This is a genomic window from Candidatus Hydrogenedentota bacterium (assembly GCA_035450225.1).
GTDB lineage: Bacteria > Hydrogenedentota > Hydrogenedentia > Hydrogenedentales > SLHB01 > DSVR01.
Genome location: DAOTMJ010000031.1, coordinates 33,920 through 57,900, shown reverse-complemented (window position 1 = coordinate 57,900; position 23,981 = coordinate 33,920). Strand labels below are relative to the sequence as shown.

The 23,981-nt window shown below is 60.0% G+C and carries 19 protein-coding genes; 6 read left to right on the top strand and 13 right to left on the bottom strand.

From position 1 onward, the window contains the following. Positions 1–241 precede the first annotated feature (241 nt). From P5540_14910 to P5540_14900, 3 genes are all read left to right on the top strand, one after another. Complete coding sequence (locus P5540_14910; protein HRT66106.1) at positions 242–1,552, top strand: hypothetical protein; 1,311 nt, start codon at positions 242–244, stop codon at positions 1,550–1,552. A 172-nt stretch (positions 1,553–1,724) separates the two neighbouring features. Beyond that, the gene (locus P5540_14905; protein ID HRT66105.1) at positions 1,725–2,051 is read left to right on the top strand and encodes an SCP2 sterol-binding domain-containing protein; all 327 of its coding nucleotides are present in this window, start codon (positions 1,725–1,727) and stop codon (positions 2,049–2,051) included. 402 nt (positions 2,052–2,453) lie between these two features. Continuing rightward, on the top strand, positions 2,454–3,203 hold the full coding sequence (locus P5540_14900; GenBank protein HRT66104.1) for an alpha/beta fold hydrolase: 750 nt from the start codon (positions 2,454–2,456) through the stop codon (positions 3,201–3,203). Here P5540_14900 and P5540_14895 read toward each other — a convergent pair. Together P5540_14895 and P5540_14890 are read right to left on the bottom strand one after the other, a co-directional pair. Beyond that, positions 3,184–4,596 (bottom strand): hypothetical protein, encoded by a 1,413-nt coding sequence (locus P5540_14895; protein ID HRT66103.1) that lies wholly within the window; start codon positions 4,594–4,596, stop codon positions 3,184–3,186. The genes P5540_14900 and P5540_14895 overlap by 20 nt on opposite strands. Before the next feature lie 16 nt (positions 4,597–4,612). Further along, positions 4,613–5,611 (bottom strand): Gfo/Idh/MocA family oxidoreductase, encoded by a 999-nt coding sequence (locus P5540_14890; protein HRT66102.1) that lies wholly within the window; start codon positions 5,609–5,611, stop codon positions 4,613–4,615. Between the two features lie 231 nt (positions 5,612–5,842). On the opposite strand from P5540_14890, the gene pdxA reads away from it, so the two are divergent. Genes pdxA through P5540_14875 form a run of 3 tightly spaced genes read left to right on the top strand, consistent with a single transcriptional unit; the run spans position 5,843 to position 10,221 of the window. Beyond that, positions 5,843–6,844, top strand: coding sequence for a 4-hydroxythreonine-4-phosphate dehydrogenase PdxA (gene pdxA / locus P5540_14885; protein ID HRT66101.1), 1,002 nt, complete (start codon positions 5,843–5,845; stop codon positions 6,842–6,844). A gap of 31 nt (positions 6,845–6,875) precedes the next feature. After that, positions 6,876–8,210, top strand: a complete 1,335-nt coding sequence (locus P5540_14880) for an FG-GAP-like repeat-containing protein (protein HRT66100.1) — start codon at positions 6,876–6,878, stop codon at positions 8,208–8,210. 55 nt (positions 8,211–8,265) lie between these two features. After that, on the top strand, positions 8,266–10,221 hold the full coding sequence (locus P5540_14875) for an alpha-galactosidase (GenBank protein HRT66099.1): 1,956 nt from the start codon (positions 8,266–8,268) through the stop codon (positions 10,219–10,221). Positions 10,222–10,230: 9 nt separating this feature from the next. Here the strand turns inward: P5540_14875 and P5540_14870 are convergent, their stop codons facing one another. The 11 genes from P5540_14870 to P5540_14820 all read right to left on the bottom strand — a co-directional run bounded on the left by P5540_14870 (position 10,231) and on the right by P5540_14820 (position 23,492). Beyond that, positions 10,231–10,998, bottom strand: coding sequence for a 3-hydroxyacyl-CoA dehydrogenase (locus P5540_14870; protein HRT66098.1), 768 nt, complete (start codon positions 10,996–10,998; stop codon positions 10,231–10,233). A gap of 44 nt (positions 10,999–11,042) precedes the next feature. Continuing rightward, positions 11,043–12,029, bottom strand: a complete 987-nt coding sequence (locus P5540_14865; protein ID HRT66097.1) for a DUF1559 domain-containing protein — start codon at positions 12,027–12,029, stop codon at positions 11,043–11,045. Positions 12,030–12,206: 177 nt separating this feature from the next. Then, entirely contained in the window at positions 12,207–12,716 is a 510-nt protein-coding gene (locus P5540_14860) for a hypothetical protein (protein ID HRT66096.1), read from the bottom strand. Between the two features lie 59 nt (positions 12,717–12,775). Next, positions 12,776–13,759 (bottom strand): radical SAM protein, encoded by a 984-nt coding sequence (locus tag P5540_14855; protein HRT66095.1) that lies wholly within the window; start codon positions 13,757–13,759, stop codon positions 12,776–12,778. After that, positions 13,756–14,496 (bottom strand): response regulator, encoded by a 741-nt coding sequence (locus P5540_14850; protein HRT66094.1) that lies wholly within the window; start codon positions 14,494–14,496, stop codon positions 13,756–13,758. Before P5540_14850 ends, P5540_14855 begins: the two co-directional genes overlap by 4 nt. Before the next feature lie 312 nt (positions 14,497–14,808). After that, a complete protein-coding gene (locus P5540_14845) occupies positions 14,809–16,656 on the bottom strand; it encodes a 30S ribosomal protein S1 (protein ID HRT66093.1) in 1,848 nt (615 codons plus the stop codon). Between the two features lie 213 nt (positions 16,657–16,869). Continuing rightward, the gene (locus P5540_14840; protein ID HRT66092.1) at positions 16,870–17,724 is read right to left on the bottom strand and encodes a sugar phosphate isomerase/epimerase; all 855 of its coding nucleotides are present in this window, start codon (positions 17,722–17,724) and stop codon (positions 16,870–16,872) included. A gap of 64 nt (positions 17,725–17,788) precedes the next feature. Then, positions 17,789–19,111 (bottom strand): Gfo/Idh/MocA family oxidoreductase, encoded by a 1,323-nt coding sequence (locus tag P5540_14835; GenBank protein HRT66091.1) that lies wholly within the window; start codon positions 19,109–19,111, stop codon positions 17,789–17,791. A gap of 18 nt (positions 19,112–19,129) precedes the next feature. Beyond that, positions 19,130–20,440, bottom strand: coding sequence for a Gfo/Idh/MocA family oxidoreductase (locus P5540_14830; GenBank protein HRT66090.1), 1,311 nt, complete (start codon positions 20,438–20,440; stop codon positions 19,130–19,132). Next, positions 20,424–21,113 (bottom strand): DUF1080 domain-containing protein, encoded by a 690-nt coding sequence (locus P5540_14825; protein ID HRT66089.1) that lies wholly within the window; start codon positions 21,111–21,113, stop codon positions 20,424–20,426. The genes P5540_14830 and P5540_14825 overlap by 17 nt, the downstream gene beginning before the upstream one ends. Positions 21,114–21,155: 42 nt before the next feature. After that, a complete protein-coding gene (locus tag P5540_14820; GenBank protein ID HRT66088.1) occupies positions 21,156–23,492 on the bottom strand; it encodes a HEAT repeat domain-containing protein in 2,337 nt (778 codons plus the stop codon). Between the last annotated feature and the right edge of the window lie 489 nt (positions 23,493–23,981).

Below are 23,981 nucleotides of genomic sequence, written 5' to 3'. Positions count from 1 at the left end.
AAAAGGTGTCCCAAGAACGCTTTCCCGGAAAAAACGTTGTCTATTTACTCCAAAATGGCTTTCTGCAAGCCGCCATTTGGACAGAGATGGGGTTTCAAACTGATTTCGGCAGCCGGGTCATCGTCGTTTGGAAAAGCGCCAGACGCGATCCCGTTTGAAAAAAATTACGGAAGGGGGCATACTGACTTTGTTGTTTTCGGGTTGCGAATGACGTTTCGGGCGGTTTGAACAAGGCGGTCCTATGGCGCGTGGTGTGCATACTGCGGCAATAGCGTGGGGTTTTCCCGGATTCGCGCTGCAAATGTACGGCCTTTATGTCGGGGATCCCGTGTACGCCATCGGCGGCGCCTGTCTGCTCGTTGCCGGATTGATGTGTCTCAGCCGGGCGAAAGGCTATTCGGCGGTGTGGGGCTTGTGGGGACTGGTCCCGGTCATGGGTCCCCTGTTCGTCCTCTTTCAGCCGCGCAGCGCGGGAAGCACCATCGAGGAAACCATTGATCGTCTGATGATGGAAAAGGATCCCAGCATCCGCGTAGCCAGTCGCCGGGCCGTGAAGCCGATGATCGGCGGTTGGCCGTTGCTGGCCGTCATGACGCCGATCGGCGTGCTTCTGATGGTGTTCTGCGGGGGAATTCCCGACGCCGCCGCGCCCGTTTCGGAAACCCAAATGACCTTGCAAACGCCGGAACCACCCTCTGTGCCCCCCGAGGTCGTGTCCGTCCCCGTTTCAGCGCCGGAACCGCCGCCTGCTCCGCCCGTAACGCCGCCGCCCGCCGATCCGGAAAAGCCGAAATCGGCCGCGGAAAAGTACAGCGCACTGAAACTGGGCATGACCTACGAGGAAATTCGTTCCATCATCGGAAGCGACGCGACGCCGATTTCGGGATCATTTCCGTTGGATGCCATCGTCAAATGGCGCAATGCCGACAAGTCGTATTTCGCGGCCCGGTTTCGCGGCGGACGTCTCGACCGCCTAACCAGTCTGGTCGTGCCTCCGCTTGAAAAGAAAAACGAGGAGATGCTGGCCGAACTTGTCCCGGCGAGGGAAGCCAAACCCACGACGCAAACACCAACGGAACCAAGGCATACAATCCCCGGACCGGCCGCCGATTCATCCGGATCGGCGGACACCTCGAATCTATTTGCGGAATTTCCGGAAACACTTCCGGAAGGCGCCGGAAGGGAAACCGCGGACGAGACGGCCGGCGTCTTGCCCGAAAAGAAGGCGGTGTTTCGCGTGGGCGACAAAATCAACCCGTCCACACGCGTACGCAAGGCGCGACTTCCAAAATATTCGCAGCAAATCGGCCGCGGGCCGCACGACGTGCATATCGTCAATCCCTACTCTTACGACCTAAACGTGGGATTGCGCGGGCATGGCCGGCGAGGCAAAGATCTGGAAGTGCCTGCGGCGGGTGAAGCATTGCTCTACTTGCCGAACGGCGCATACGATGTCTATTACACATGCGACTTCCAGCCCGAAACGTTGAAGCACGCTGGGTCCTTTATCGTTGACAGTCCGCCCGACGCCATCGTCATCGTCCTGCGATAGCCGTCCCCGTGCGGTGAAGCACGGCGATCGGGCGATTCTCTTTTTGACAGTCCGCGCGATGTGTGATAAAGTACATCCGCGTTCGCCGGGCGAACGTTTTTGGCGCTGGTGGTGGGACCGACCAGCGGTGTTGTGTGGCAGGGCTATTGGAATCAACAAAGGAGGAAGTAACATGGCGGACAGTTTTGAAGGGTTCTTCGCGGAACTCCCCAACAAGATTGACAAAGGCAAGCTGGGCGCGATGAACGCGACGTTCCAGTTCGTGGCCACCGGCGACGGCGGCGGCGAAAAGTATGTCAAGATCGCGGGTGGCGATGTGGAAATCGGCGACGGCAAGGCCGATAATCCAACCATCACCCTTACGGCCGCGGCGGCGGACTGGATGGCATTGATGAACGGCCAGATGAACGGCCAGACGGCGTTCATCACGGGCAAACTCAAGATCCAGGGCGACATGACGCTCGCCATGAAACTTGAGAGCATCTTCCAGCTCGGCTAGTTCCCGGAATCGAAATACAACAGTCACCTTTCGTCCCCGTGGACGAAGGGTGGCTGTTCTTTGTTTTGGAAGGACGAAAAGGACCTCGAGGACATAACTCGAGAGCGCCGAGTCGTCGAGACGTGCTCCAATCTGAAATTCCCAAAGAAAGGGCCTTGTTCAGGTTGGATGGGTTGGAAACAAGGGCGAATGTGGGACCGGCTGTCCAGCCTGTCCGTCCATGGACATGACATGGCTTTGGAAAAGACAGACTGGACAGTCTGTCCTCCGTTCCGTGCCCAAAGGATTCCCCGTGCACAGTTGGATCAGGCGAATCCATGCAAAAAACTCGGTGCTTTCAGGGACATAGTGATTCCGTTGGATAAGCAGCCGACAATCGCGTCTTTGCGGATTAGGAAGTTCTTGCCGGCCGCGGTGGCGTTCTTTTTTTTGACGGCCTGCGGCCGGCCGATGCCCGCCGAAACATCCCTTTCCCGCAAGGATGTCGTGTTCAACAGTTCCGACGGCATGATTCTGCACGCCACGATCTTTTTTCCTGAAAATGCGACGAACAATCCGCCGGGATTGATATTGCTTCACATGGCGGGATCGAGCCGGACGGGATGGGATTCTTTTGCCGCCCGGGCGCAGCGCGCGGGATATCTGTGTCTGGCGTTCGATGCCCGGGGGCATGGCGACAGCATGATGCGCGGGGGGCAAGCCATCTCTTACCGCACATTCGAGACAAGAGATTGGCTAGCCATTCTGGACGATATGGCCTCGGCGCATAAAACCTTGCTTGAATACGGCGCCGATCCCGACAATGTGGCCGTCGTGGGAGCGAGCATCGGCGCGAATCTTGTCCTGCGATATGCGCTGAACCATCCCGATGTTGCGGCCACGGTCATGGTTTCACCCGGTCTCGACTACAAAGGCGTCGAGACGGAACAGGCCATCCGGGAACTAGGCAAGCGGCCGGCGCTGCTGGTAACGTCGCAGGGCGACTCTTACTCCGCCGAGTCTTGCGCGACACTCAAGAAGGCCGCGTCGGGATTGTGCGAACTGCGCGAGTATGCCGGTTCCGCCCACGGCACGAACTTGCTCGATGGCCCCACCCATGCCGCCGAAGACATTCTGCTCTGGCTCAGGCTGATCATCGGTCCGAAGTCATGAACCGCCGGACCAACGCAAGGCCCGCCACGCAGGACACCGCCAGGGAAATCCAAACGGCCGCCGCATAGACGCGAAATCCCGGATCGCTCCAATCGGGCGCGCGGATGGCCACGGAGACCACGGGTTCCATTTTCAGGAGCACGGGCGAGTTTTCGATGTCGGCCACGCGCCACAGGGACGAATGCCGCCATAATTCGGCAGCCAGCAGCGCCGCGCCAATCGCCAGAAACACGCGCCATGCCGCGTTTCGTTCGGGGTCGCGCAGAAATTGATCCATTTCCACGGACGCCACCAGCAGGGCAAAAGTGAACGGAATCACGATGAAACGCGCCGGCAGACGCTGCAATTGGGCAAACGGCAGGTTCAAGGCCGTTGCAAGGGAATACGTCATGCCCAGCGACAGAAGAAACATTACGGCACACGGTCCCGCGAACGAATGCCATGCCTTGCCCGATTTCCAACGCCAGAGGCCGAAGTATAAAAGAATGCCGAACCCCGTCATGCCGATGAAACAATCCAGTTCCCACCAGTAGACGGCGATGGAGTGTCCGAAGATTCCTATCGAGAGACTCTCGCGAAAATCTTTCAGGGCCGTGAACGCATCCAGCAACACGCCCAGCGAGGGATAGCCTCCGCCGAGGTCCATGCGCTGCGGTTTGATGGCGATCGCGCCGGGAACGAGACGGCAGGCATTCAGCATTACGGTCCCGCCGATCACAAAGGTCAGCGCGCGCCAACGAGAGGGATTGAAGACGAGCATGAGTCCCAGAAACATCATGCACCAGAAAAAGATGTGAAAGGATCCCTGCAGGAGCATGGCCGCAAGAACGAACACCAGCGCGATGGCGGGCCGTTTTGCGTCGGGTCGCCTGACAAGTCGCACGGCCAGCAGATGGAAATACGGCAGGAAATAATAGCCGTACCACATGATTTGGCCCGCCGCAATCCGCGCGATCAAATATCCGTTGAAATGAAACAGCAGGAATAAAAACGTGAAGGGAAGGAGGCGGAGCCGGTGTTCCCGGCGAATCCACAGGATGCCGAGAAAACCCACCGAATACATCAGGATCGCGTTGAAATGATGGAAGGCGGCATCACCCATGAACGGCAACAGGAGGAATTGCGGCGACAGCGGCGTTTCGGGCAGGGCGAGGAAACGGTCTGAATAGTGCCCCGCATAGTTCATCAGGTACGGGATTTTCCCCTGTGTCAGCGCTTCGCGGAGGATCGCGTGATACCGGGCCTCGAGCAGCCAGTCGAGCGCATGGAACCTTGCCGTCCAGAACAGACCCATCCAATGCGCGACGCCGGCCGTATAGAGGAGGAACAGATAGAAAACGGCAAGGCTTTCTTTTCCGCCTTCAGGCCGCTTTTCCCCCGGATCATCGTTCATCCGTCATTTCTCATCCTTATCGGATTCGCACTACGGTCTCCTGTTCGATGGATTCGATGGCCGCCGCCAATACTTTCTGCGCCGCAAGGCCGTCCGCGCCCGATCCGTCAATGGCGTCGGGCGGACATCCCTCCGCGATCTGTTCGACGAAACGATGTATCCGGTTGCGGAACGTGTCCGCGAACGTTTTTTCCGTAAACGGGCCGAAAACCGTGTTGCGGATGACGGTCGTTTCGACGTGGCCGGCGGGATAGAACGTCAGGCGATCGAACATGTCTTCAAGGACAAAGCGTCCCTCTGTTCCGGCGACTTCGCACCGCTCCATTGGATGGCCGCGCTCGATGTCGTAACTGCCCGTCAACCCGCCGACCACGTCGTTCGCAAACCGCATGTTGAAATGGGCCGTGCTCCAAATCGAGCGCCCGGGCGCCTTCATCGCGAAACACTGGACATGCGTGATGTCACCGCAGAAATAGCGCATGATATCCACGGTGTGCGGATGCAGGGCCTTGATTTGAAACCACGGCGAACTTTCGGCGGGATTCTTGATCCACATCGCCATGTTCACGAAAAGCAGCCGCCCCAGGCGTCCCGAATCAATCCATTTCCGGGCCGTGCGCGCCATGGGCGTGAAGCGGTGATTCAGATTGATGCCGTAACAACGGTTCTTTGCTTTGGCCAGCGCAACCATTTCTTCGGCTTGCGCGATTTCATTCGCAATCGGCTTCTCGCCCAGCACATGACAGCCCGCATCCAGCGCCTGCATCGTCGGCTCGTAATGATCGCTCGAATATTCATACCCCCCCGTCGTAATGCCGCAGATGTCCGGTTGAACCTGTTTCAGCATCTCGGCCGCATCGTAAAAGGCCGGCACGCCCAGCCGCGCCGCGGCCTTGTCCGCCCGCTCCATAATCCGGTCGCACACTGCGACCACGCGCGCATGGGCGCTTGTCCCATAGCAATCGGCATGAAGGTTGCCGATGGGTCCCATCCCGACAATCCCTACTCTCAACACGTCATACTCCTTCCATTAGCAAGGTGAATGAAACGTATTGTAGCGCGCCGTACCAGCGGATTTTCCAGTTTCAAGATTTGCCGCCGTAAAACGGCGCCTCGCCTGTTCGGCGTGAGAACGATGCCGCGCGCGACAAGACGGCGAAACACAATCACGGGATCCCGAATTGTTCATGTCCAATCGCATCGCGTATGCTATCGTTTTATCCGACAATCGCGAGGATGATGAGCCATGGGATTGCCCCTGATAGCCGTTACGATGGGCGACGTGAACGGGATTGGACCTGAAATACTGGCCAAGGCGCTTGCGCGTCCCGAACCGTGGATGGCGTGCAGGCCGATCGTCGTGGGCGATTGGCGCGCGTTCGATGCCGCGCGCGCGTTTGCGCCGGAATGTCCGCCCGCCCGGCCGGTCCGGGATGTCGGCGCGCATGCGGAGGCGGACGGCGTGCCGATTTTCGACGCGGACCGGCCCGCGCCGGCGCGGACGCCGGGCGTATTGAGCGCCGACGCGGGGCGTTGTGCGGTCGAATGGGTAAAGACGGCGGTTCGCTGGGCCGTCGAAAAGCGGGTAGCCGCCATCGTCACATGTCCCATCAACAAGGAAGGCATCCACAGGGCCGGATATCCGTATGCGGGACATACGGAACTGATTGCCGACATGACGGAAAGCCCCGACTACCGGATGTGTCTGTTCGCGGGCGGGATGCGGCTGGTTCACATTACGTCGCACATGTCCATGCTCGATGCGATCGCCGCAGTGCGGAAAGATCGCATCGCGACCTCCATCCGGACCGGCCACGAGGCGCTGGTCCGGCTGGGTCTGCCCCGTAAAAAGATTGCGGTCGCGGCGCTCAATCCTCATGCGGCGGAAGGGGGAGCCTTCGGTTTCGAGGAGGAAACGGAAATCGTCCCCGCCATCGAGACTTGCCGATCCGAGGACATTGACTGTTCCGGGCCGTATCCCGCCGACACGGTGTTTCGCCGCATGCGCGACGGCGAATTCGATCTGGTTGTGGCGATGTACCACGACCAGGGACATATCCCGGCCAAACTGGTCGCCATGGATGAAGGCGTCAACGTGACGCTTGGCATCCCCATTATTCGGACGTCGGTGGATCATGGAACGGCCTACGACATCGCCGGAACAGGCAACGCGCGCGAGGACAGCCTTGTCGCGGCTATCGAACTGGCCGCCCAGTTCGCTGCCGTGAAGGGACTGGGTTCCAAGTAGGAGGCGCAACGTGGACAATAGGGAATGCAGAATGTCGCGCGCGGCCCATCGTAACGCCATGCGCGTTTTTACATTCGTGCTGGCCGCCCTGTCGCTTTTGACAGATCCATCCGCGAATGCCCAGATTTTCGCAAGGTGCGGAAAAACCTATCAGGTCGGACCGAATCCGAAGGCTGTCGCGCTGGCCGATCTGAACGGCGACGGTTATCCCGATATCGTCACGGCCAACACGGGTGTGATGGGCGATCCACGGCAGGAACGTCCCGCAAACGACGAGGTGTCTGTGCTGATGTCCAAGGCCAGCCTTGAATACGAGGCCGTGCCGCCCCTGCGCGCCGATTTCGCGCCGTATGCCGTGGCCATCGCGAATGTGGACGCGCTCAAGGCGCCGGATATCGTCGTGGCGAGTTTTATGGCCGTGCGCCATAACGACCTTGCCCTGTTCCGCAATATGGGCGCGAATGTCTTCGAGCCGCACTATTTCAAAATCCCCGACGAGAAACTGGCCTACAACCGGATGACCAACAGCAGCCATGAACCGGTGTTCACCGTTCCCGGCCTGACCTCGGTCGCCTTGGGCGATTTCAACAAGGATTCCCTTCGGGATGCCGTGGCGGCGGGATGGTCGAGCGACATTATCCTGTTCTTTCCTGGCCGTGCGGACACCTATTTCGGCGAGTCGAAATCATTCCCCGCGCCCGGCGGTCCGCGCGATATTGCGGCGGCCGATTTCGACGGGGACGGGAATCTCGACCTGGCCGCCACCTTGTACAGCGCGGGCGACATTGCCCTCTGGAAAGGCGACGGCGCGGGCGGCTTTGAACCCGCCGCGCGGTTTCCGGCGCGGGGACGGCTCCCCGGCAAAATGGCCGTGGCCGACATGAACCGCGACGGCCGCTTGGATCTTGTCGTGGCCCATTGCCACACCGACGATTCCATCGTGATTTTCTTTGGCGACGCCCGATTCAATTTCAGCGTTTCACAGGAGATTGCGCTGGGCACGCGGCGCGACGCGCTCGAACATGAGATCCGCGACATCCTTGCCGCCGACCTGAACCAGGATCAGCGCCCGGACATCGCCGCCGCCTGCCACGCCTCGGCACAGGTCGTGGCGTTCGTCAACCAAAGCGACAACCCGTCCGTGCCGATCGCCTTCAAAACGGAAACCTATTCGTTCGACGGCGCGCGGCCGCGCGCCCTCGCCGCCTCGGATTTCAACAAGGACGGCGCAATCGATCTTGCCGTCGCGCTGTCCAGCGATAACAAGGTGGAAATACTCGCCGGCAAATCCAGACCGGCCGGTGAAACAGAAGAAAAAACCAAGTCGCGGCGACAAACTGTCAAAACCGGCAAGGCCAGGGAATAACATCATGTGGCTTGGCGTCGTGGCCTTTTGGATGACTACCGTCGAAGGGGCAGTCGTGACAAATGACATGTTATCGCTGTCATTGGGCAGTCATGAAGGGGCGCCGGTTATCGAGTCCGCCAGTTGGCGCAAGAGCAACGAGATCGTGTTCACGGCCGATCCGCCGTGTGCCGCAGATGCTTGGATTCCAAGGGAACTGATGCCGGAAACCCCTGTTTCAGGCGCGGACTGGACCTTGTCGGAAACGCCGGTCTTCCTTTGTGCTGAAACGCACCGGAGTTTGGCCGGCGGGCTGATGATGACCTGGCATGTGTCGCTGGCCAAACATGCTCCGCTGATTGAAATGCGCATTGGCGTTAAAAACGATGGCGTCGAGCCGCGTTCCGTGCCATGGTTTCCGGTTTGGACGGCGCGATGGACGCTCAAAGGCATCGAACGAGTGCGCGGATGGCGCGCCCTGTCGTTTTCCCGCGAAAATCACGCCGTAGTCCGGCCCATGCGAATCGAGTGGGGAAGTTGCATTCATAGTTCGGATGAAATCGAAAACGGCATGAATCCTTATTGGGTCGTGAAAACGGCGACAAGCCATGTCTATTTTGCCTTGGCATGGTGCGGCGGATGGCGCGCCCGGCTTGATGCCGCGCCGGATACGTTTGCGTTCGACGTCCACCTTCCACCGGACGAGACGCAGCTGACGCTCGCCCCGGGTGAAACGATGGACGGGCCGGAACTATCCGTGACGTTCGTTCCCGAAGAAGACGAATCCCTGGCGCGTGCCTTGTGGATGACATGGCGCGCCGCACTGGCCCGCGCGGAATACGGAATTTCCCCGCCGATCTTCCCGTTTACCTACAATCACTGGTACGCGGCCCGGTTTGGCGTGGATGCCGCTTTTCTCGAACGGCAACTCGAATCCATGTCCCCCTATGATTTCGACGCATTTATCGTGGATGCGGGATGGTACGAGGCCGTCGGCCGCTGGGTTCCCGATCCGGTCAAATTTCCGGATGGGTCTTTTGTGCGTATTATGCGCGCCCTCGAAGAGGCCGATGTCATGCCGGGCCTCTGGTCATGCCCGCAATTTGTCAAGGCCGATCGTTCCGCGCTGCCGCCGGAAGTTGACAGTCCCGGCATGCACCGGAAGTTCATTGACGGATGGCTGCTGGATCTGGCCGGCTGTGATTTCACGTCCCGTTTATCCGGTCATGTCGCCATGCTGCGCACCGATTATCATGCGGGATGGTGGAAGTATGATCAGGATTTTTTCACGGCACACACGCGCGCCGGACGCATGAGGAACGTGCGCGCTTTTCAGAACGCGCTGAAGAGCGTCCGCGGCAACCATCCCGATCTCGTCATCGAAAATTGCCAGAGCGGCGGCCGTATGATCAATGAGTTCACCGTGCGGTTGGCGCAAAGCCAGTGGCTCTGCGACGGAGGTCATACCGGCGGCGCGTTGGCCCGCGACAGCATTTCCATCGCGATCAACGCGATGGATTTCATTTTCCCGTGGGCATGCAACCGGTGGACAAACAATCCCGACAGGGTAGACGCGGACGACAAGGCCTTCTTCCGGTATTGGTGCCGGGCCGCCATGGCGGGGACATGGGGCATTGCGGCCGATCTCGGCGCGATTGACGGTGCGCGTCAGGCAATGCTGGTGGAAGCCCGCGAAGAATACCGCCGAATCAACGCATTCAAACGCGACTGTCTCTACGATCTTTTTCCGCCCGAACATGGAGACGCGCCGGCGGGTGTCGTCTTCTACCTTGCGGATGGAACCGGAGCAGCCGTCATGCTGTTTCGTCGGGAAAAAGGCGACGCTGTCGAACAGGTGTTTCCGTTGCGTTTCCTGGATGCCCGACGGAACTTCATGGTCGAAGACGCGGACACCGCCGCACGGCATGCCTACAGGGGCAAGACCCTTCGCAACAAGGGTCTGCCCCTCCCGTGGACGCCGGACCGAATGTCGGCCGTCCTTTTCGTGCGCACCCGTGATGACGGCGCCTGAAACCGGCCCTTATTTCGGTCCCATACGGAGCGCGCCGTCTATGCGGATGGTCTCGCCGTTGATCATCTCGTTTTCCACGATGTGCTTGACCAGGGCGGCAAACTCGCACGGACGTCCCAAACGCGGCGGGAACGGAATCTGCGCGGCCAGCGAGTCGCGCACTTCCTGCGGCAGCATCGCCAGCATCGGCGTGTCGAAAGTGCCGGGGGCGATCGTCACGACACGAATGCCGAACCGGCCCAGTTCGCGCGCGATGGGCAGCGTCATGGCCACGACGCCGCCTTTCGACGCCGAATAGGCGGCCTGGCCGATCTGCCCATCGAAGGCGGCCACCGACGCCGTGTTGACGATCACGCCGCGTTCGCCCGACTCGGTTGCGGGGAGTTGGCTCATGGCCTGCGCCGCAAGCCGGATCACGTTGAACGTGCCCGCGAGGTTGATGTTCAGGATCGTCGAGAAGGCATCCAGCGGATGCGGGCCTTTCGATCCCAGCACCTTGATGGCAAGGGCCACGCCCGCGCAGTTCACCGCCCCGTGCAGGCCGCCGAAATGTTCCATGGCCGCACCGATGGCCTCCCGCACGCTTTGTTCGCTGGAGACATCGCACGGGGCAAATCGCGCAATGTCGCCGAGTTCGCGCGCCAGCGCTTGGCCCATCTCCTCCTTGACGTCCGCGACGATCACGCGCCCGCCGCTCTCGGCCAGCGCGCGCACGGTCGCCTCGCCCAATCCCGAACTTCCACCCGTCACCAGAAACACGTTTCCCGCGATTTGCATGACAGTTCTGCCTTTACCCGGTTGTCCGGTCTTTTTTCCGGCGATCAGCCGCCGATAAATTTGAAAACGATTCCGACGATATTTGCGACCCCTGCGTTGACAGGCGCCTTTTCGGCTTCGGGGGTATACCGTATGAACTCGACGTGCCCGTCCATGTAGAGGACGTTGCAGCCGCCGGGAACGTGATTGAACGCGCGGGCCTCCGTTCCCAGCAGGTCGAACATGATGAAAAGCGAACTTTGCGCCTGGGCCGTCGCGGCGGGATTGTTGATGTCCGTGACCAAAAACCGCTCAATGCCCTCGCGCAGGCGGTAACAGGTGTTGGTGTTTCCGTTGCCGATGGGCGGATCCGGATTGCCGGTGATGGTGATGTCGCCGTCAGCGAGGATCTGCGGATCGTTCGCATCGGGATTGAGCCAGCCGGGAATGATTCCGTTCAAGACGGCCATGACCAATTGCTGCGGCGCCTCGAATTCCGGCAATTGGGCAATGGCGGGGAAAGTCATTTTCGGCGTCAGATCGTTCCAGTCGGCCTTGTCTATCACCCATCCAAGATAGCAGTAACTCTGCATGACCGATCCCGCGCAATAGTTGGCGTCCGTGCAGAGCGTCGCCAACGCCGGCGTGCCATCCTTCAGGTAGGCGCCCTCGACGCGGCTCTCCGCATCGGAAGGACAGAAACAGATGCTCGCGTCCGTCAGATATTCGGGATAAATTTTTTGTGGATCGGGGCCGGAGGCCACATAGGCGTTGTCGTTATAGGTCTGCCCGGTGGCGCCGGTCTCGCGATTCGTGTAAATGGGCAGCCGGCCGTTGCGGGCCAACATCGGCGGAAACTTGCCCTGCTGCGCCTCGCCGGCGTACATCTTGAAGACCAGCGCCCATTGCTTCAGGTTGTTCTGGCACGACGATCGCCGGGCCGATTCACGCGCCCGCGCGAGCGCCGGCAGCAGAATGGCGGCCAGAATGCCGATGATGGCGATTACAACAAGCAATTCAATCAGTGTAAAACCCTTGTCCTTCCTTGTCATTTTCATTTTTGCATACTCCTTCAGTGTTTTGACCTTCTATACACCTTTATGATGGAACCGTAGGACTCCCACCCGGATCATCCGCACAATAATATCCAAAATTTCTGAAAATAGCAATGGGCGGGCGCCGGAAAATTCCATCGGATTGCCGGCCCTGCGCCCCCCGGCCGGACCGTATTACACTTGGACGTCCAGCCGCGTCGCGGTTGATTCCGCGTTGGATATTTGCCGAGCCGTGGCGAGATACGAAATGGTTTGGTCGTTGACCGTCAGCGTGGCCGTGACGGGACCGGACGCCGGTTTCTCTCCGGCCAAGCGGGCCTCGGCGACGCTCGCCGACCGGTTCATGGCCACAATCATTCCAAGCCCCTCTTTGCCGGTTGGATTTATCCGGGCTTGACGGTTGGCCGCCTTTTTTGCCTGTGCGGCTTCCCATGCGCTGAGGCGCCTCGCGCCTTGGATGTTTTTGTCAATGGTGCGCTTGACGGCTCCCGGAACGGAAACGCTTCCTTGGCCAAATCCGGCGCGAAAGGTTTCTTCCGGGGTCCGTTTCAACAATCCTGTGGCAGGGACGGTGTCAGTAACACCGATTCCCGGCGGCAGGGGGGTATTGATATCCCTTGCCGTAACCAACGGCCAATAACCGGCCCCTCTTTGTTCAATCCCGGAAATCATCTTTTTCACCATGAAAAGTATGCCACCGTTTCCGGTTTTTGTCAAGATTCGCCTTTTCGGCGTAGCCCTTTTCAGGTGTTGTCAAAGGGTTTTTCCCGTTCAAAGTCGGGCAAGTAGAGATCGGCGCTGTCGAACCCCTGAACCAGGACATGCTCGAATCCCTGATCAATCGCGTACCGGACAATTTCAAGATATTCTTGGGATTCGATTCGTGTGGCCAATTCGGGAAAATCGCGTGCGCGGTGTTGCGGCGAATACTGGCTCATCAGACCCAGCGTGACGTCGGTCAAACCCATGTCGCGAAGCCACAGAATCAGGTCGTAACTGCCGGCAATACCGCCCGGCAAGATCAAATGGCGGATGATGAGTCCTTTTCGCGCTATGCCGTCCACGAGTTCGACGGGGCCGGCTTGGCGGTACATTTCGAGAATGGCGGCCTTGGCGACGGCGGGATAATCCGGCGCCTGCGAGTAGGCGCGGGCGGGCGCCTCGTCCATGTATTTCATATCGGGGAGATAAATGTCCACGATGCCGTCGAGCAGCCGGAGCAATTCGAGGCGGTCGTACCCGTTCGTGTTGTAGACGACGGGCAGCGCCAGTCCGTTTTGGAAAGCGCGGCGAAGTCCCAACAGGATGGGATACATGTAATGGGTCGGCGTGACGAGATTGATATTTTCCGCGCCTTCGCCCTGCAACGTCAGAAAGATGTCCGCCAATTCGTTGGCCGTGGTTCGCGCGCCCATGCCGCCCTGGCTGATCTGATGGTTCTGGCAAAACACACAGCGCAGATTGCAGTGTGAAAAAAAGACCGTGCCCGATCCGCCCCGCCCGACCAGCATGGGCTCCTCGCCAAAATGCAGCGTATGCGAGGATACGCGCGCATCGCCCGCCGCCGCCGGGGCGGTCCTGCAGAATCCGGTCTTGCCTTCGAGCCGGTTCACGCCGCAGGCATGGCCGCACAGACGGCACGACGTCAGCAACGATTCCATCGCGGGCAATGCGGCGGCAATGCGCGCCGCCTTTTCGGCGGCCTGTTCGGGCGGGATGCGTATCATGCGAGGAACGCCGCGACTTGATCGAGGATCTCTTTCATGCGAAACGGCTTTGCGATGAAGGCGTGCAGGGGGACATGATCGTTTTCGAGCCGTTCCGCGGACATGTATCCCGAAACGCCGATGATTTTCGTGTGCCCCAGGTCGGGGTGGTTGTGAATGAATGTGCAGATTTCGCGGCCGTCCATGTCATGCAACACGATGTCAATGATGGCGACATCGGGCCGGAAGGCCGGCAAGAGAGAAATCGCCTCGAACCCGGTATTGACCACCCGCACGTCGTAACGTTCCATGGACCGGAGCGCCCGCGCCATGAGCGCGGCCAGTTGCATGCTGTCGTCCACAATCAACACGCGGGGAACGGCATGGTCCGCGGCCAGTTCCGCCGCTTCCGCGTCATCCGCCGGAAACCCGTACGACAGGGAAATGAGCACATGTTCGAGGTCGCTCAGAAGCCGGGGCGAAACGTAGTAGCGCAGGCCTTCTCCCCATTCCGGGGCGACTGTTATATCGTCACCGAGAAAGACGAGCGGCATGCAGGGCGCCGCCGTGGAGATATTCTCAATGTGCCGGAGCACGCCGGCGATCGGCGTCTGCAAATCGAACAGCACCGCGTCCGCGGCATGGAACGGAACCGTATCGGGATGACCGGGCTGGATCGTCCATCCGCACGGTTCGACGATGGGCCGAAGTTCGGCAATCAGCGACCCGGATCCGCTAATGACCAACAAAGAAGGCATCACGAATCATCCTGCCGCCCCTGTCGGTCCTGAATTCATTCGTTGCCGACGAGGGGCCGTACCCAACCCGCGTACTCAAGGCCAAAAGGAACGCCAAGGACCACACCGCTTCGGGACGCATCCGCAATGTGACGCAGGCGTTCTTTATGTCCATTTTCTCTTTTGACGGTTTTCGATCGTCAACCGCCGAATCGGGCCGGCCGGTTGGTCCATACATTGCGCCAACAAAAAAGGAGCGCCTTTCGACGCTCCTTCACTGTACCGCAATCGGATAAACCCCGTCAACGAATTTCGATTGACGCGGTTCGATGTTTATTCGGCGGTTTCCTCTTTTTTTTCGGTCTCCGGTTCGGGGGCGGCCTCCGGCGCCGCGGCATTGTCTTGGTTGGCCATTTGTGCGCTCACAACCGCCATCAACTCGTTTGCCGCATCCGCCAGGCTGCGTCCGGCCTGCAACATGGAACGCGGAATGGCGTCGCCGACCACGTCGCCGACGCTGACCCGTTCGGAACCGGTCTGGCCGTATTGGGCCTGCGCCTGAATGTCGAGGTCGCGCTGGTATTCGCGGATGCTCAGTGCAATCTTGCGCTCGATGGGATCGATCCCAATCACCTTTGCCGATACCTTGTCGCCCACCGCGAGCACGTCTTCGGGTTTCGCGACCCGATCCGCCGAAACCTCGCTGACGTGAATCAGGCCTTCGATCCCGTTTTCAAGACGCGCGAACGCGCCGAAACTGACCAGTTTCGCGATTTCCACCTCGACGTGCGACCCGATCGGCGTGCTTTCGATGACCGCTTCCCACGGATCGCGTTCGAGTTGCTTCAGGCCGACGCTGATCTTTTCGTTCTGCGGATCGATGCTGAGGATCTTGACCTCGAGTTCCTGGCCGCGTTCGATGACCTCGGACGGATGGCCGACCTTCTTCGTCCACGAAATGTCGCTCACATGCAGAAGGCCGTCAATACCTTCTTCGATCTGAATGAACGCGCCGTAATCGGTCAGATTGCGGACCACGCCCTTGACCACCGAACCGATCGGATACCGCTGGCTCAATTCCATCCACGGATTGGGCTGGGTCTGCTTGATGCCCAGCGCGATCTTCTCCGCTTCGGGATCCACGCTCAACACCATGACGTCCACTTCCTGATCCAGCGTCAGAATCTCGTTGGGATGCCGCACGCGGCGCGTCCAACTCATCTCGCTGACATGAACCATGCCCTCGATGCCTTCCTCAAGCTGGACAAACGCGCCGTAATCCGTCATGCTGACCACACGGCCGCGCGCCAAACCGCCCACTGGATATCGCGTCGCCGCGGTTTGCCAAGGATTCGGGGTCTTTTGCTTGAGCCCCAGGCTGATCCGTTCGGACTGCGGATCGAAGTTCAACACCATGACTTCGATCTTTTGTCCCACCGAAACGACCTGCGAGGGATGTTTCACGCGGCCCCACGACATGTCCGTAACGTGCAGGAGGCCGTCTATGCCGCCCACGTCTATGAAGGCGCCGAAATCGGTGATATTTTTGACTTCGCCCTTGATGATCTGGCCGATCTCGATGGTGGACAACAGCCGGCTTTTTTCGTCGGCGCGCTGTTCTTCGATCAATTTGCGGCGGCTGACGACCACGTTGCGGCGGCGTTTCGTCAACTTGATGATTTTCAGTTCCATCGTCTGACCGATGTACCGTTCGAGATCGCCGGTGGGACGCCATGTCAACTGGCTCGCCGGCATGAACGCGTCTATGCCGATGTCCACCTTCAGCCCGCCCTTGACGCGCCGGACGATCCGGCCTTCAATGACGCCGTCTTCCTCGTACACCCGCTGGATATGCGTCCAGTTCTTGATGCGGTCCGCCTTCAGTTTCGACAGGACCGGCATGCCGTTTTCATCTTCCGGCCGCTCGATGTACACGTCGAACGAGTCGCCGACGTTGATATTGTCGGGATCCGGAAATTCTTCCTTGGGCACCGCGCCTTCACTCTTGTAGCCGATATCCATCAACACGCGGTCCGCGGCGATTTCCACCACCGTCCCGCGTACGACTTCGCCCTCGCTGAAATTTTGAAGCGTCTCGCTGTACAACGCTTCCATCTCTTCCCGGGACAGTTCCTCCTCGAGTCCCACATCGAGATCCATCGGTTCATCAAACGTACGCACTCTTTCACTTTCCGTCGGCCGGCCCGACCGGCCCATTGAGGCGGATAACCACGGCCTCTGCTGTTGAAACACACGACACACCCTATGCCTGTTTTCTAGAAGTCCAACCGCCCGATAGGGTAAGGGTAGCCGGCCCCGCCGGTTCCCCGGCAAAAAGATAGCATAGCAAACCCCCGGATCGGAGGTCAAATCGAATCGTTCTTTCGGGTTGCCCTACCGGGCCAATTCCGCCGCAACCTTGTCGAAATACGCAACGCATTGGGCGATATCGGGGACCGAATTTTCCCAATTATGCTCGTATTCGATCGAAAAGACGGCCTTGATGCCCTGCCGGTGAATTTCCGTCAGCAATGCCTTTACGTCCGCCTTGCCCGTGCCCCAGGGCACGTCGTGCGCGTCCTTGGACGCCTCGTTCAGGTCTTTGAAATGGAAACTGATGATGCGGCCTTCCAGCGCCTTGATGGCATCGAGCGGCACGATGCCCGAACGCAGCCAGTGGCCGGTGTCCGCGCAGGCGCCGATGCGCTTCCCGTGGCCTTTGCAGTTCTTCAGCACAGCCTCGTAATTCCAGTACGGCGACGGTTTCGGGTGGTTGTGGATCGCGACGTTGATCTTGTATTTCTTCGTCATTTTGTCGAGCAGGTCGAAGGCGTTCGCAGGCGGTTCCGAGCAGATGGTTTCGATACCCATCTTTTGGGCAAAATCGAACACCTTCTTGCAGGCGGCCTCGTTGTTGGGCAAACCCACCACGCCGTAATTGACCAGTTTGACGCCTGCAGAGTCGAGTTTGGCCTTCACCATTTTCATGGTGTCTTCGGACATGTTGTGGTCGAAGATCAGTTCGGGGTGTTCGGGGCTCAGTTTTTGACCGGGATAGGCCTCGATATATTTCAGACCCAGCGAGGCGGTCTTGTCCACTGCCTCGAAGAAGGTGAAGCGGTTGAAGGAATAGGCCTGGCAGCCTAGCCGCCAGCCGAGTTTTTCCGCGTTCGGCGCGCCCTGCGCCATGGCCGGCGCCATCGCCAGCCACATCAGTGCCGCCATTGCCGTCAACACACGTGTTTTCATGTTTTCTACTCCTCTTGCGTTCGTTTCCCTTTTGTCATCGGACCGATCCGACCGATCCGTCGGATCACGTCAATGTCCAAGGCGCGCGCATTGGGCGCGCGCACATTTTCCGCGCCTCATCGTCGTTTGTAATAATTTCCTTCACGGGATCCCATTTGATCGTCCGCCCGGTCAGCATGGCGATGTTCGCCAGATGACACATCGTCGCCGTCCGCACGCCCACTTCGACGGGCGCGAAAGGCAGGCCGCGTGTCCGCACCGCGCGGAGGAAATCCGCATGATGCCCCGGGCTGCGTCCGAGGTGGATTTCTTCCGGCCCGATGCGTTCCTTGAGCAGACCCGGCTTGCTCGCTTCGAGGTTGCCGCCGTGAATATGCACGAAGACCCATCCGTCGGTTCCCTCGAACTTCACGCCGCGCGGCTGGTTCGTCGTGCAGAGCATCCTGACGCCGTTGGCGTAGGTGAAATCGAACTGGTAATCCACGGCGCAGTCGAACAGCCCTTTTTTCAGGAACGTGCCTTTGCCTGTGACCTCGACGGGGCCGGTGTCGTCGCTGTTGTTGCCCAATTGGCCGATATCAATCACGTGCGCGCCGCGATCCGTCACTTCGCCGCCTGAATATTCAAGGATGTAGCGGAACCAGAAGTGGCAACGTTTTTCGGTGTACGGTTCCCACGGGCACGGTCCGAGCCACATGTCGTAGTCGAAACCTTCCGGCACGGGCATCGGAACCGGCAGCGCGCTGAGGTCGCGCGAATCCCACGGCAGGTTGACGTGGATCGTGTGCAATTTGCCGATTCGTCCGTTTCGGACAAGTTCGCAGGCGTACCGCGCATTGTCACGGGATCGTTCATGGCTGCCCGTCTGCAGCACGCGCCCATAACGGTTGACCGCGTCGCGGACCGCGATGCCTTCGGCAATCGTGTTGACGAGCGGCTTTTCGCAGTAGATGTCCTTTCCGGTCTTGGCGGCGGCAATGGTCTGCAATCCATGCCAATGATCCGGCGTGCCGATGCACACCGCGTCAATGTCCGTGCGCGCAAGTAATTCGCGGAAATCGCCATAGGCCGCGCAACCCTGGTCGCCGTATTTTTCATCCACGATTTTCTTGGCCGCCTCGACGCGCCCCTTGTCGCAGTCGCATACCGCGACCATCTGCACGCCGGGGCTGTTCAGAAACTGGCGCATGTTCCCGGTGCCCTGCCCGCCGACGCCTATCGCGCCCATGACGATGCGATTGCTTGGCGTGACCGCGCCGTCCGCGCCCAAGGCGCTCGAAGGAATGATATAGGGAAACGCCGCAGCGCCCGCCGTCACCGTGCCGGCCCGCTTTAAAAATCCGCGCCGCGTCATCGTGGCGCGTGACAATGCTTTGTTCTTCTCCATTCGACGATTCTTCCTTCCTTATGCCACGATCCACGGCGCGCGCACCGGCGCCCAAAGCAACCGGTTCGCTTCGGGATCGTCCACGAATTCCTCTTTGTCCGGATTCCAGCGCAGTTTCCGGCCGAGTTTCATCGCGATGTTGCCGAGATGGCAAATGGACGACGAACGGTGGCCGATTTCCGCCGAGGCGATGGTTTCCTTTCGGGAACGCATGCAATCCACGAAATTCCGTTGATGGTTGTTGCTGTCGTACAGATGGACCTCGTTGGGCCCGATGTCGGATTTGAGAATGGCCGGATCGCTCGCGTCCATCTCTCCGCGGACATAAATCCATCCGTCCGATCCCTCGAAGCGTACGCCCGTTCCCTGCGGATTGGGATCGGTCGAACAGATCAATTCGATGCCATTGGCGTAACGGTAATGGACCTTGAGTTTCATGGCCGTGTCGTAGAGGCCGTCTTTGGGAAACTCGCCTTTCCCTTCGATTTCGACGGGGCCCGTATGCTCGGTGTCGTTGCCCCATTGCGCGATGTCGTTGTCGTGCGCGCCGAGGTCCGTCATCACGCCGCCCGCGTAATCCGAGATGTACCGGAAACTGAAATGGCAGCGCTTTTCGGTATAAGGGGCCCATGGTGCGGGACCCAGCCATAGATCGTAGTCAAACCCTTCCGGAACGGGCATTACCGGCTGGGGCGCGATCGCGCTGCCGGAGGGCACGAAGGTGCGTATCGTGTGCAACTTGCCGATGCGGCCGTTGCGCACGAGTTCGCAGGCGTAGCGCACGTTGCGTGTCGATCGCAACTGCGTGCCCGTCTGGAATACGCGGCCATGCCGCTTGAAAGTCTCGCACAGCAGGCGGCCTTCGCCGATGCAGCGCGACAGCGGTTTTTCGCAATAGACGTCCTTGCCCGATTTCGCCGCCATGATGGAAATGGGCACGTGCCAATGATCCGGCGTGCCGATGCACACCGCGTCAATGTCCGTGCGTGCGATTATTTCGCGGAAATCGTTGTAGGCGTCGCAGCCCTTGTAGGCGCCCGAAGCCTTTTCCGCGGCATAATGCGCCTCGACCCGTTCCTTGGCGCGCATGCGGTGGCGGGTTTCGACATCGCACACGGCCACGACCTGAACGTCGCCGAGAGCCAGGAACGCGTTCATGTCCGCCGTGCCCATGCCGTTGACACCGATGCACGCCAGCGTAATGCGGTTGCCCGGCGAGGTTGCGCCGTCGCGTCCCAAGGCGCGGCCCGGAACAAGGTACGGCGCGGCGGCGGCGGCCGCGGCCTTTAGAAAGGTCCGGCGCGAGAGATCCTTATTTTTCAGACGCACGGCCCGGCAACTCCTTGATGAAAATGTTGCGGAAATACAACGAGGACCCGTGGTTTTGCAACTCTATCTGGCCTGTTGGGTAAATGGGCTTGTTGCGATCCCAATAGTTCTCCATTGTGACGTTGTCCACGACCAGCACGTCGTTGAGATACACCGTCACTTTGTCGCCGATCATCCTGATGCGAAACGTGTTCCATTCGCCCACGGGTTTGTCGGCGCATTTGATGGGGTTGCTGGGATTTTTCTGGTTGTTGTAAAGGCCGCCCGAACCCACCGGATTGGATGCCGGATCCCAGATTTGAACCTGTGGAGAACCGCGCAGATAGATCCCGCTGTCGCCGCCCTTTTCAATCTTCCAGTCAACCAGCAACTCAAAATCGCCATAATCCTTTGCCGTGCAAAGGCTGTCGCCCTTCCCGTCGAACACCAGCACACCGTTTTCGACACGCCAATGAGCGCGCATCTTTTCGTCGGCGGCTTTTTGGGCTGCGGCCAGTTCGTCGGGACTCATTTTGGCCCGTTTTTCCGGATCGGCAACCAAACCTTTCCAGCCGGTCAAATCCTTGCCGTTAAACAACGGCACGAATCCTTCGGGCGCTTCGATTTCCTGTGCTCCCGCGAATGGCGCCGACAAGACAATCGCCACTCCAATCACCACCATCATTTTGTACATGGGAAACTCCTTCCATGCCCTTGCGGGTGTTGAAATGCGGCCTTATTTTTTCTTTGCCACGGATTTCGTCTCTACTTTCAACTCATTGATGGACCAGACGTTTTTCTCATCCGAGCCGGTCTGGACAATATGGATGTGCTGTCCGGTCTTCGGTGTGAAGGCAATCTCGGTTACGGGACCGGCGCCTTTGCCTTCGGCCACCACATCGCCCCAGTTGGACTTGTCGTTCGACACGAACACCTTGTAGCCCCGCGGATAGTCGCCCGCCGACGCCGAGCAGTCGAGCGTAATCTTGCTCACCTCGTACTCGGCGCCCAAATCGAGCGTGTAGGACATATCCGGCTTTTGGGCCGCGCCCGAATGCCAGCGGGTATCCGGCTTGCCGTCGAATGCTTTCGGCGCCTCGCCGGCATTGGCCGAGGCGGTCGCCTTGTAGCCGTTGATCTTGATTTTTTCTGCGGCCAGCGCCGCTTCCTTCTGCAATTCTTCGACGGCCAGGCACGGCTCGACCAGCGCCAATGCGCCCGGTCCGCTCATGCCGCCGAGACCACCCAGCACCATTTTCTTTTCGTCGGGTTTTGCGGCGAGTTTCATAAGTTGCGCATAGGCGTCCAGTTTGGCTTCGGCCGGTTTCCCGGGCAATTCGAGCAGGCGCAACGCGCCGCGCATGGCCACCACGCGGCGAACTTCGTCTTTCGCGTTCTTTTTCACGAGGGCCATGACGGGATCAAGCGCTTCGGCCTTCGGCCAACCTGCCAAGGCGCGAAGGGCCGCTTCGCCGGCTTCATCCTTCTTGTTGGCGGCCTTGGAAACGGCATCAAGGCCGCTGTTCGCGCCGATCTGGCCCAGAACGGTATAAAAAGAGGCTTTGGCCGTCTGCGATTTGGCTTTCGGCAGCGCCGCAAGGACACCATCCGACTGTCTCGTTTCGTCGGCAATGGTCTTGGACGCGGCGACGACGGCCTTTTCGGCTTCCCGGCGCGCGTTGTCGCCCTGCACCGAAATCAGCAACTCGACCAGCGCCGGAACATCCTTCTCGCCGGCCAGAACGCCCAGCGTCTTGAACGATTCGGCGCGGACGCCTTCATCGGCATCCTTGGCCGTTTCAAGCAGCACGGGAACCGTGGCCATCGCATTGCGCGCACCCAGACTGCGGATCAGTTCCGTGCGAACAGCCGCGTCGCCCTTCTTTATCTCGGCCACGATGGCGTCGTCCACATCCGTGCCGCGCAGTTGATCGAGACTGCCGCGGGCGGCGTCCTTCTCGGCCTTGTCCGCCGAGGTTGCCGCCTTGGCCAAATCCGGCACCGAGGCCGCACCGCCCAGTTTGCCCGTGGCCGCCAGCGCCGCCACGCGGACGCCGTGATCGCCGCTCTTGGCGGCGGCATTCACCGCACCCAGCGCCGCCGGGTCACCGCGATCCGCCAGCGCCGCCAGCAAAAGCGCCTGCCCCACGCCATCGAGTTTGCCCATGGCGCCCGCAAAGGCTTCCGTGGCCGCCGATCCTTTGAAATTGCGCACAAAGGGGAGTGCGGCCGCGCGAAGGAACGTGTCCGCGCCGGTCAACGCTTCGACAACCAGCGGAAGACCCGCGTCGCCCAATGCCGCGACACGCCCGTTGAACGCCGCCACGCGCAGGTTCGCCGCTTTTTCACTGTTGAAAATTGCCTCGTACCGTTTCGCGGCGCCGGCATTGTCGCCCGCCGCGCGCATTTTGTCCGCGCACAACAAATAGGCGTCCGCCCATGCGCAGCCCAATTCCGGCGCAAGCCCCTTCTTTACGCCATCCAGCGCATTTACGGCCTTTTCCCCGCCAATGCGGCCCAACGCCGCCAGCGCGGCTTCCGCGACGGCCTTGTCTTTGTCGGTGGCCAAGGGCGCCAGCGCCTTGACCGCCGCTTCGCATCGCCGTACCCCAAGCGAGTTCACGATGCCGATTTTCACCATGCCCTTTGCGCCGGCCAGCGCGTTGAGCAGCGCCTTGTCCGCCGCTTCGCCCGGAATGCGTTCGAGGGCGTAACGGGCCATGTCGGATGTCTCTTTGGAGCCGAGCATGCCCGCCAGAACGGGAACCGCCGACTCGTCGGCGAAAAGAGACAGTTCCCGGCAGGCAAACTGCTTCGCGTCGAGCGTCGCCTTGCCCTTCAGGATGGCCAGCAGCCTGTTTTGCAGATCCTTGCGCGCCTCGGCATTGCCCTGTGAATCCCGCACGGCGTCGGACACGACCGTCAAGCATTCGCGGCTCTGGCCGAATTCATACGACGGCACGGCCTTCAGCGCATCGTCCAGCGAAGCCGCCTGCGCGAAACACACCGCGGGCAACCACAACCCCAGCACCCATGCGCCCGCCATGAAACCCATTACACTCTTGCGTCTCATCGTTTTCTCCTTCACGACCGGTTCCGTAACCTGTCTTTATGCTTTCGACCGGCAAGTCCTTCACATGGATTTGCCGGTCCGTTTCCAAGGATTCGCGGGACAGGCCGTCCAGCCTGTCCACGTTTTGCAAATGAAAGGGTTTTTCCCGGAAAAGACGGTGCAATGGAAATACTCTTGTTGCGCCCTTTCAGGGCTGTACAAATACCATATGCCGATTTTCCCAGGGCGTTGCCCTGGGCTGAAATGTCGCTGCCCCTTCGGGGCGTCAAATCAAAACACAAATCGTGCAAAGTCCAAGAACAGACTAAACCGTCTGGCCTGCATTTCACAAAGCGGACATGTCGCCACTGCAGCCAACGTGACGGCGGCCGGGTTTGACGGGTCCGGCCTGAAAGGCCGCGGACATGACGCTGCCGCCGATCGCTTGCAAAAATCCGGGTTTGACGGGTCCGGCCTGAAAGGCCGCGGACATGACGCTGCCGCCGATCG

Coding starts and splice junctions, on each gene's coding strand:
- P5540_14860 (HRT66096.1), bottom strand. CDS start 12,716: ATGGTGAAAAAGATGATTTCCGGGATTGAACAAAGAGGGGCCGGTTAT.
- P5540_14850 (HRT66094.1), bottom strand. CDS start 14,496: ATGCCTTCTTTGTTGGTCATTAGCGGATCCGGGTCGCTGATTGCCGAA.
- P5540_14870 (HRT66098.1), bottom strand. CDS start 10,998: ATGCAAATCGCGGGAAACGTGTTTCTGGTGACGGGTGGAAGTTCGGGA.
- P5540_14855 (HRT66095.1), bottom strand. CDS start 13,759: ATGATACGCATCCCGCCCGAACAGGCCGCCGAAAAGGCGGCGCGCATT.
- P5540_14840 (HRT66092.1), bottom strand. CDS start 17,724: ATGAAAACACGTGTGTTGACGGCAATGGCGGCACTGATGTGGCTGGCG.
- P5540_14895 (HRT66103.1), bottom strand. CDS start 4,596: ATGAACGATGATCCGGGGGAAAAGCGGCCTGAAGGCGGAAAAGAAAGC.
- P5540_14880 (HRT66100.1), top strand. CDS start 6,876: ATGTCGCGCGCGGCCCATCGTAACGCCATGCGCGTTTTTACATTCGTG.
- P5540_14825 (HRT66089.1), bottom strand. CDS start 21,113: ATGTACAAAATGATGGTGGTGATTGGAGTGGCGATTGTCTTGTCGGCG.
- P5540_14910 (HRT66106.1), top strand. CDS start 242: ATGGCGCGTGGTGTGCATACTGCGGCAATAGCGTGGGGTTTTCCCGGA.
- P5540_14835 (HRT66091.1), bottom strand. CDS start 19,111: ATGGAGAAGAACAAAGCATTGTCACGCGCCACGATGACGCGGCGCGGA.
- P5540_14905 (HRT66105.1), top strand. CDS start 1,725: ATGGCGGACAGTTTTGAAGGGTTCTTCGCGGAACTCCCCAACAAGATT.
- P5540_14865 (HRT66097.1), bottom strand. CDS start 12,029: ATGACAAGGAAGGACAAGGGTTTTACACTGATTGAATTGCTTGTTGTA.
- P5540_14820 (HRT66088.1), bottom strand. CDS start 23,492: ATGAGACGCAAGAGTGTAATGGGTTTCATGGCGGGCGCATGGGTGCTG.
- pdxA (HRT66101.1), top strand. CDS start 5,843: ATGGGATTGCCCCTGATAGCCGTTACGATGGGCGACGTGAACGGGATT.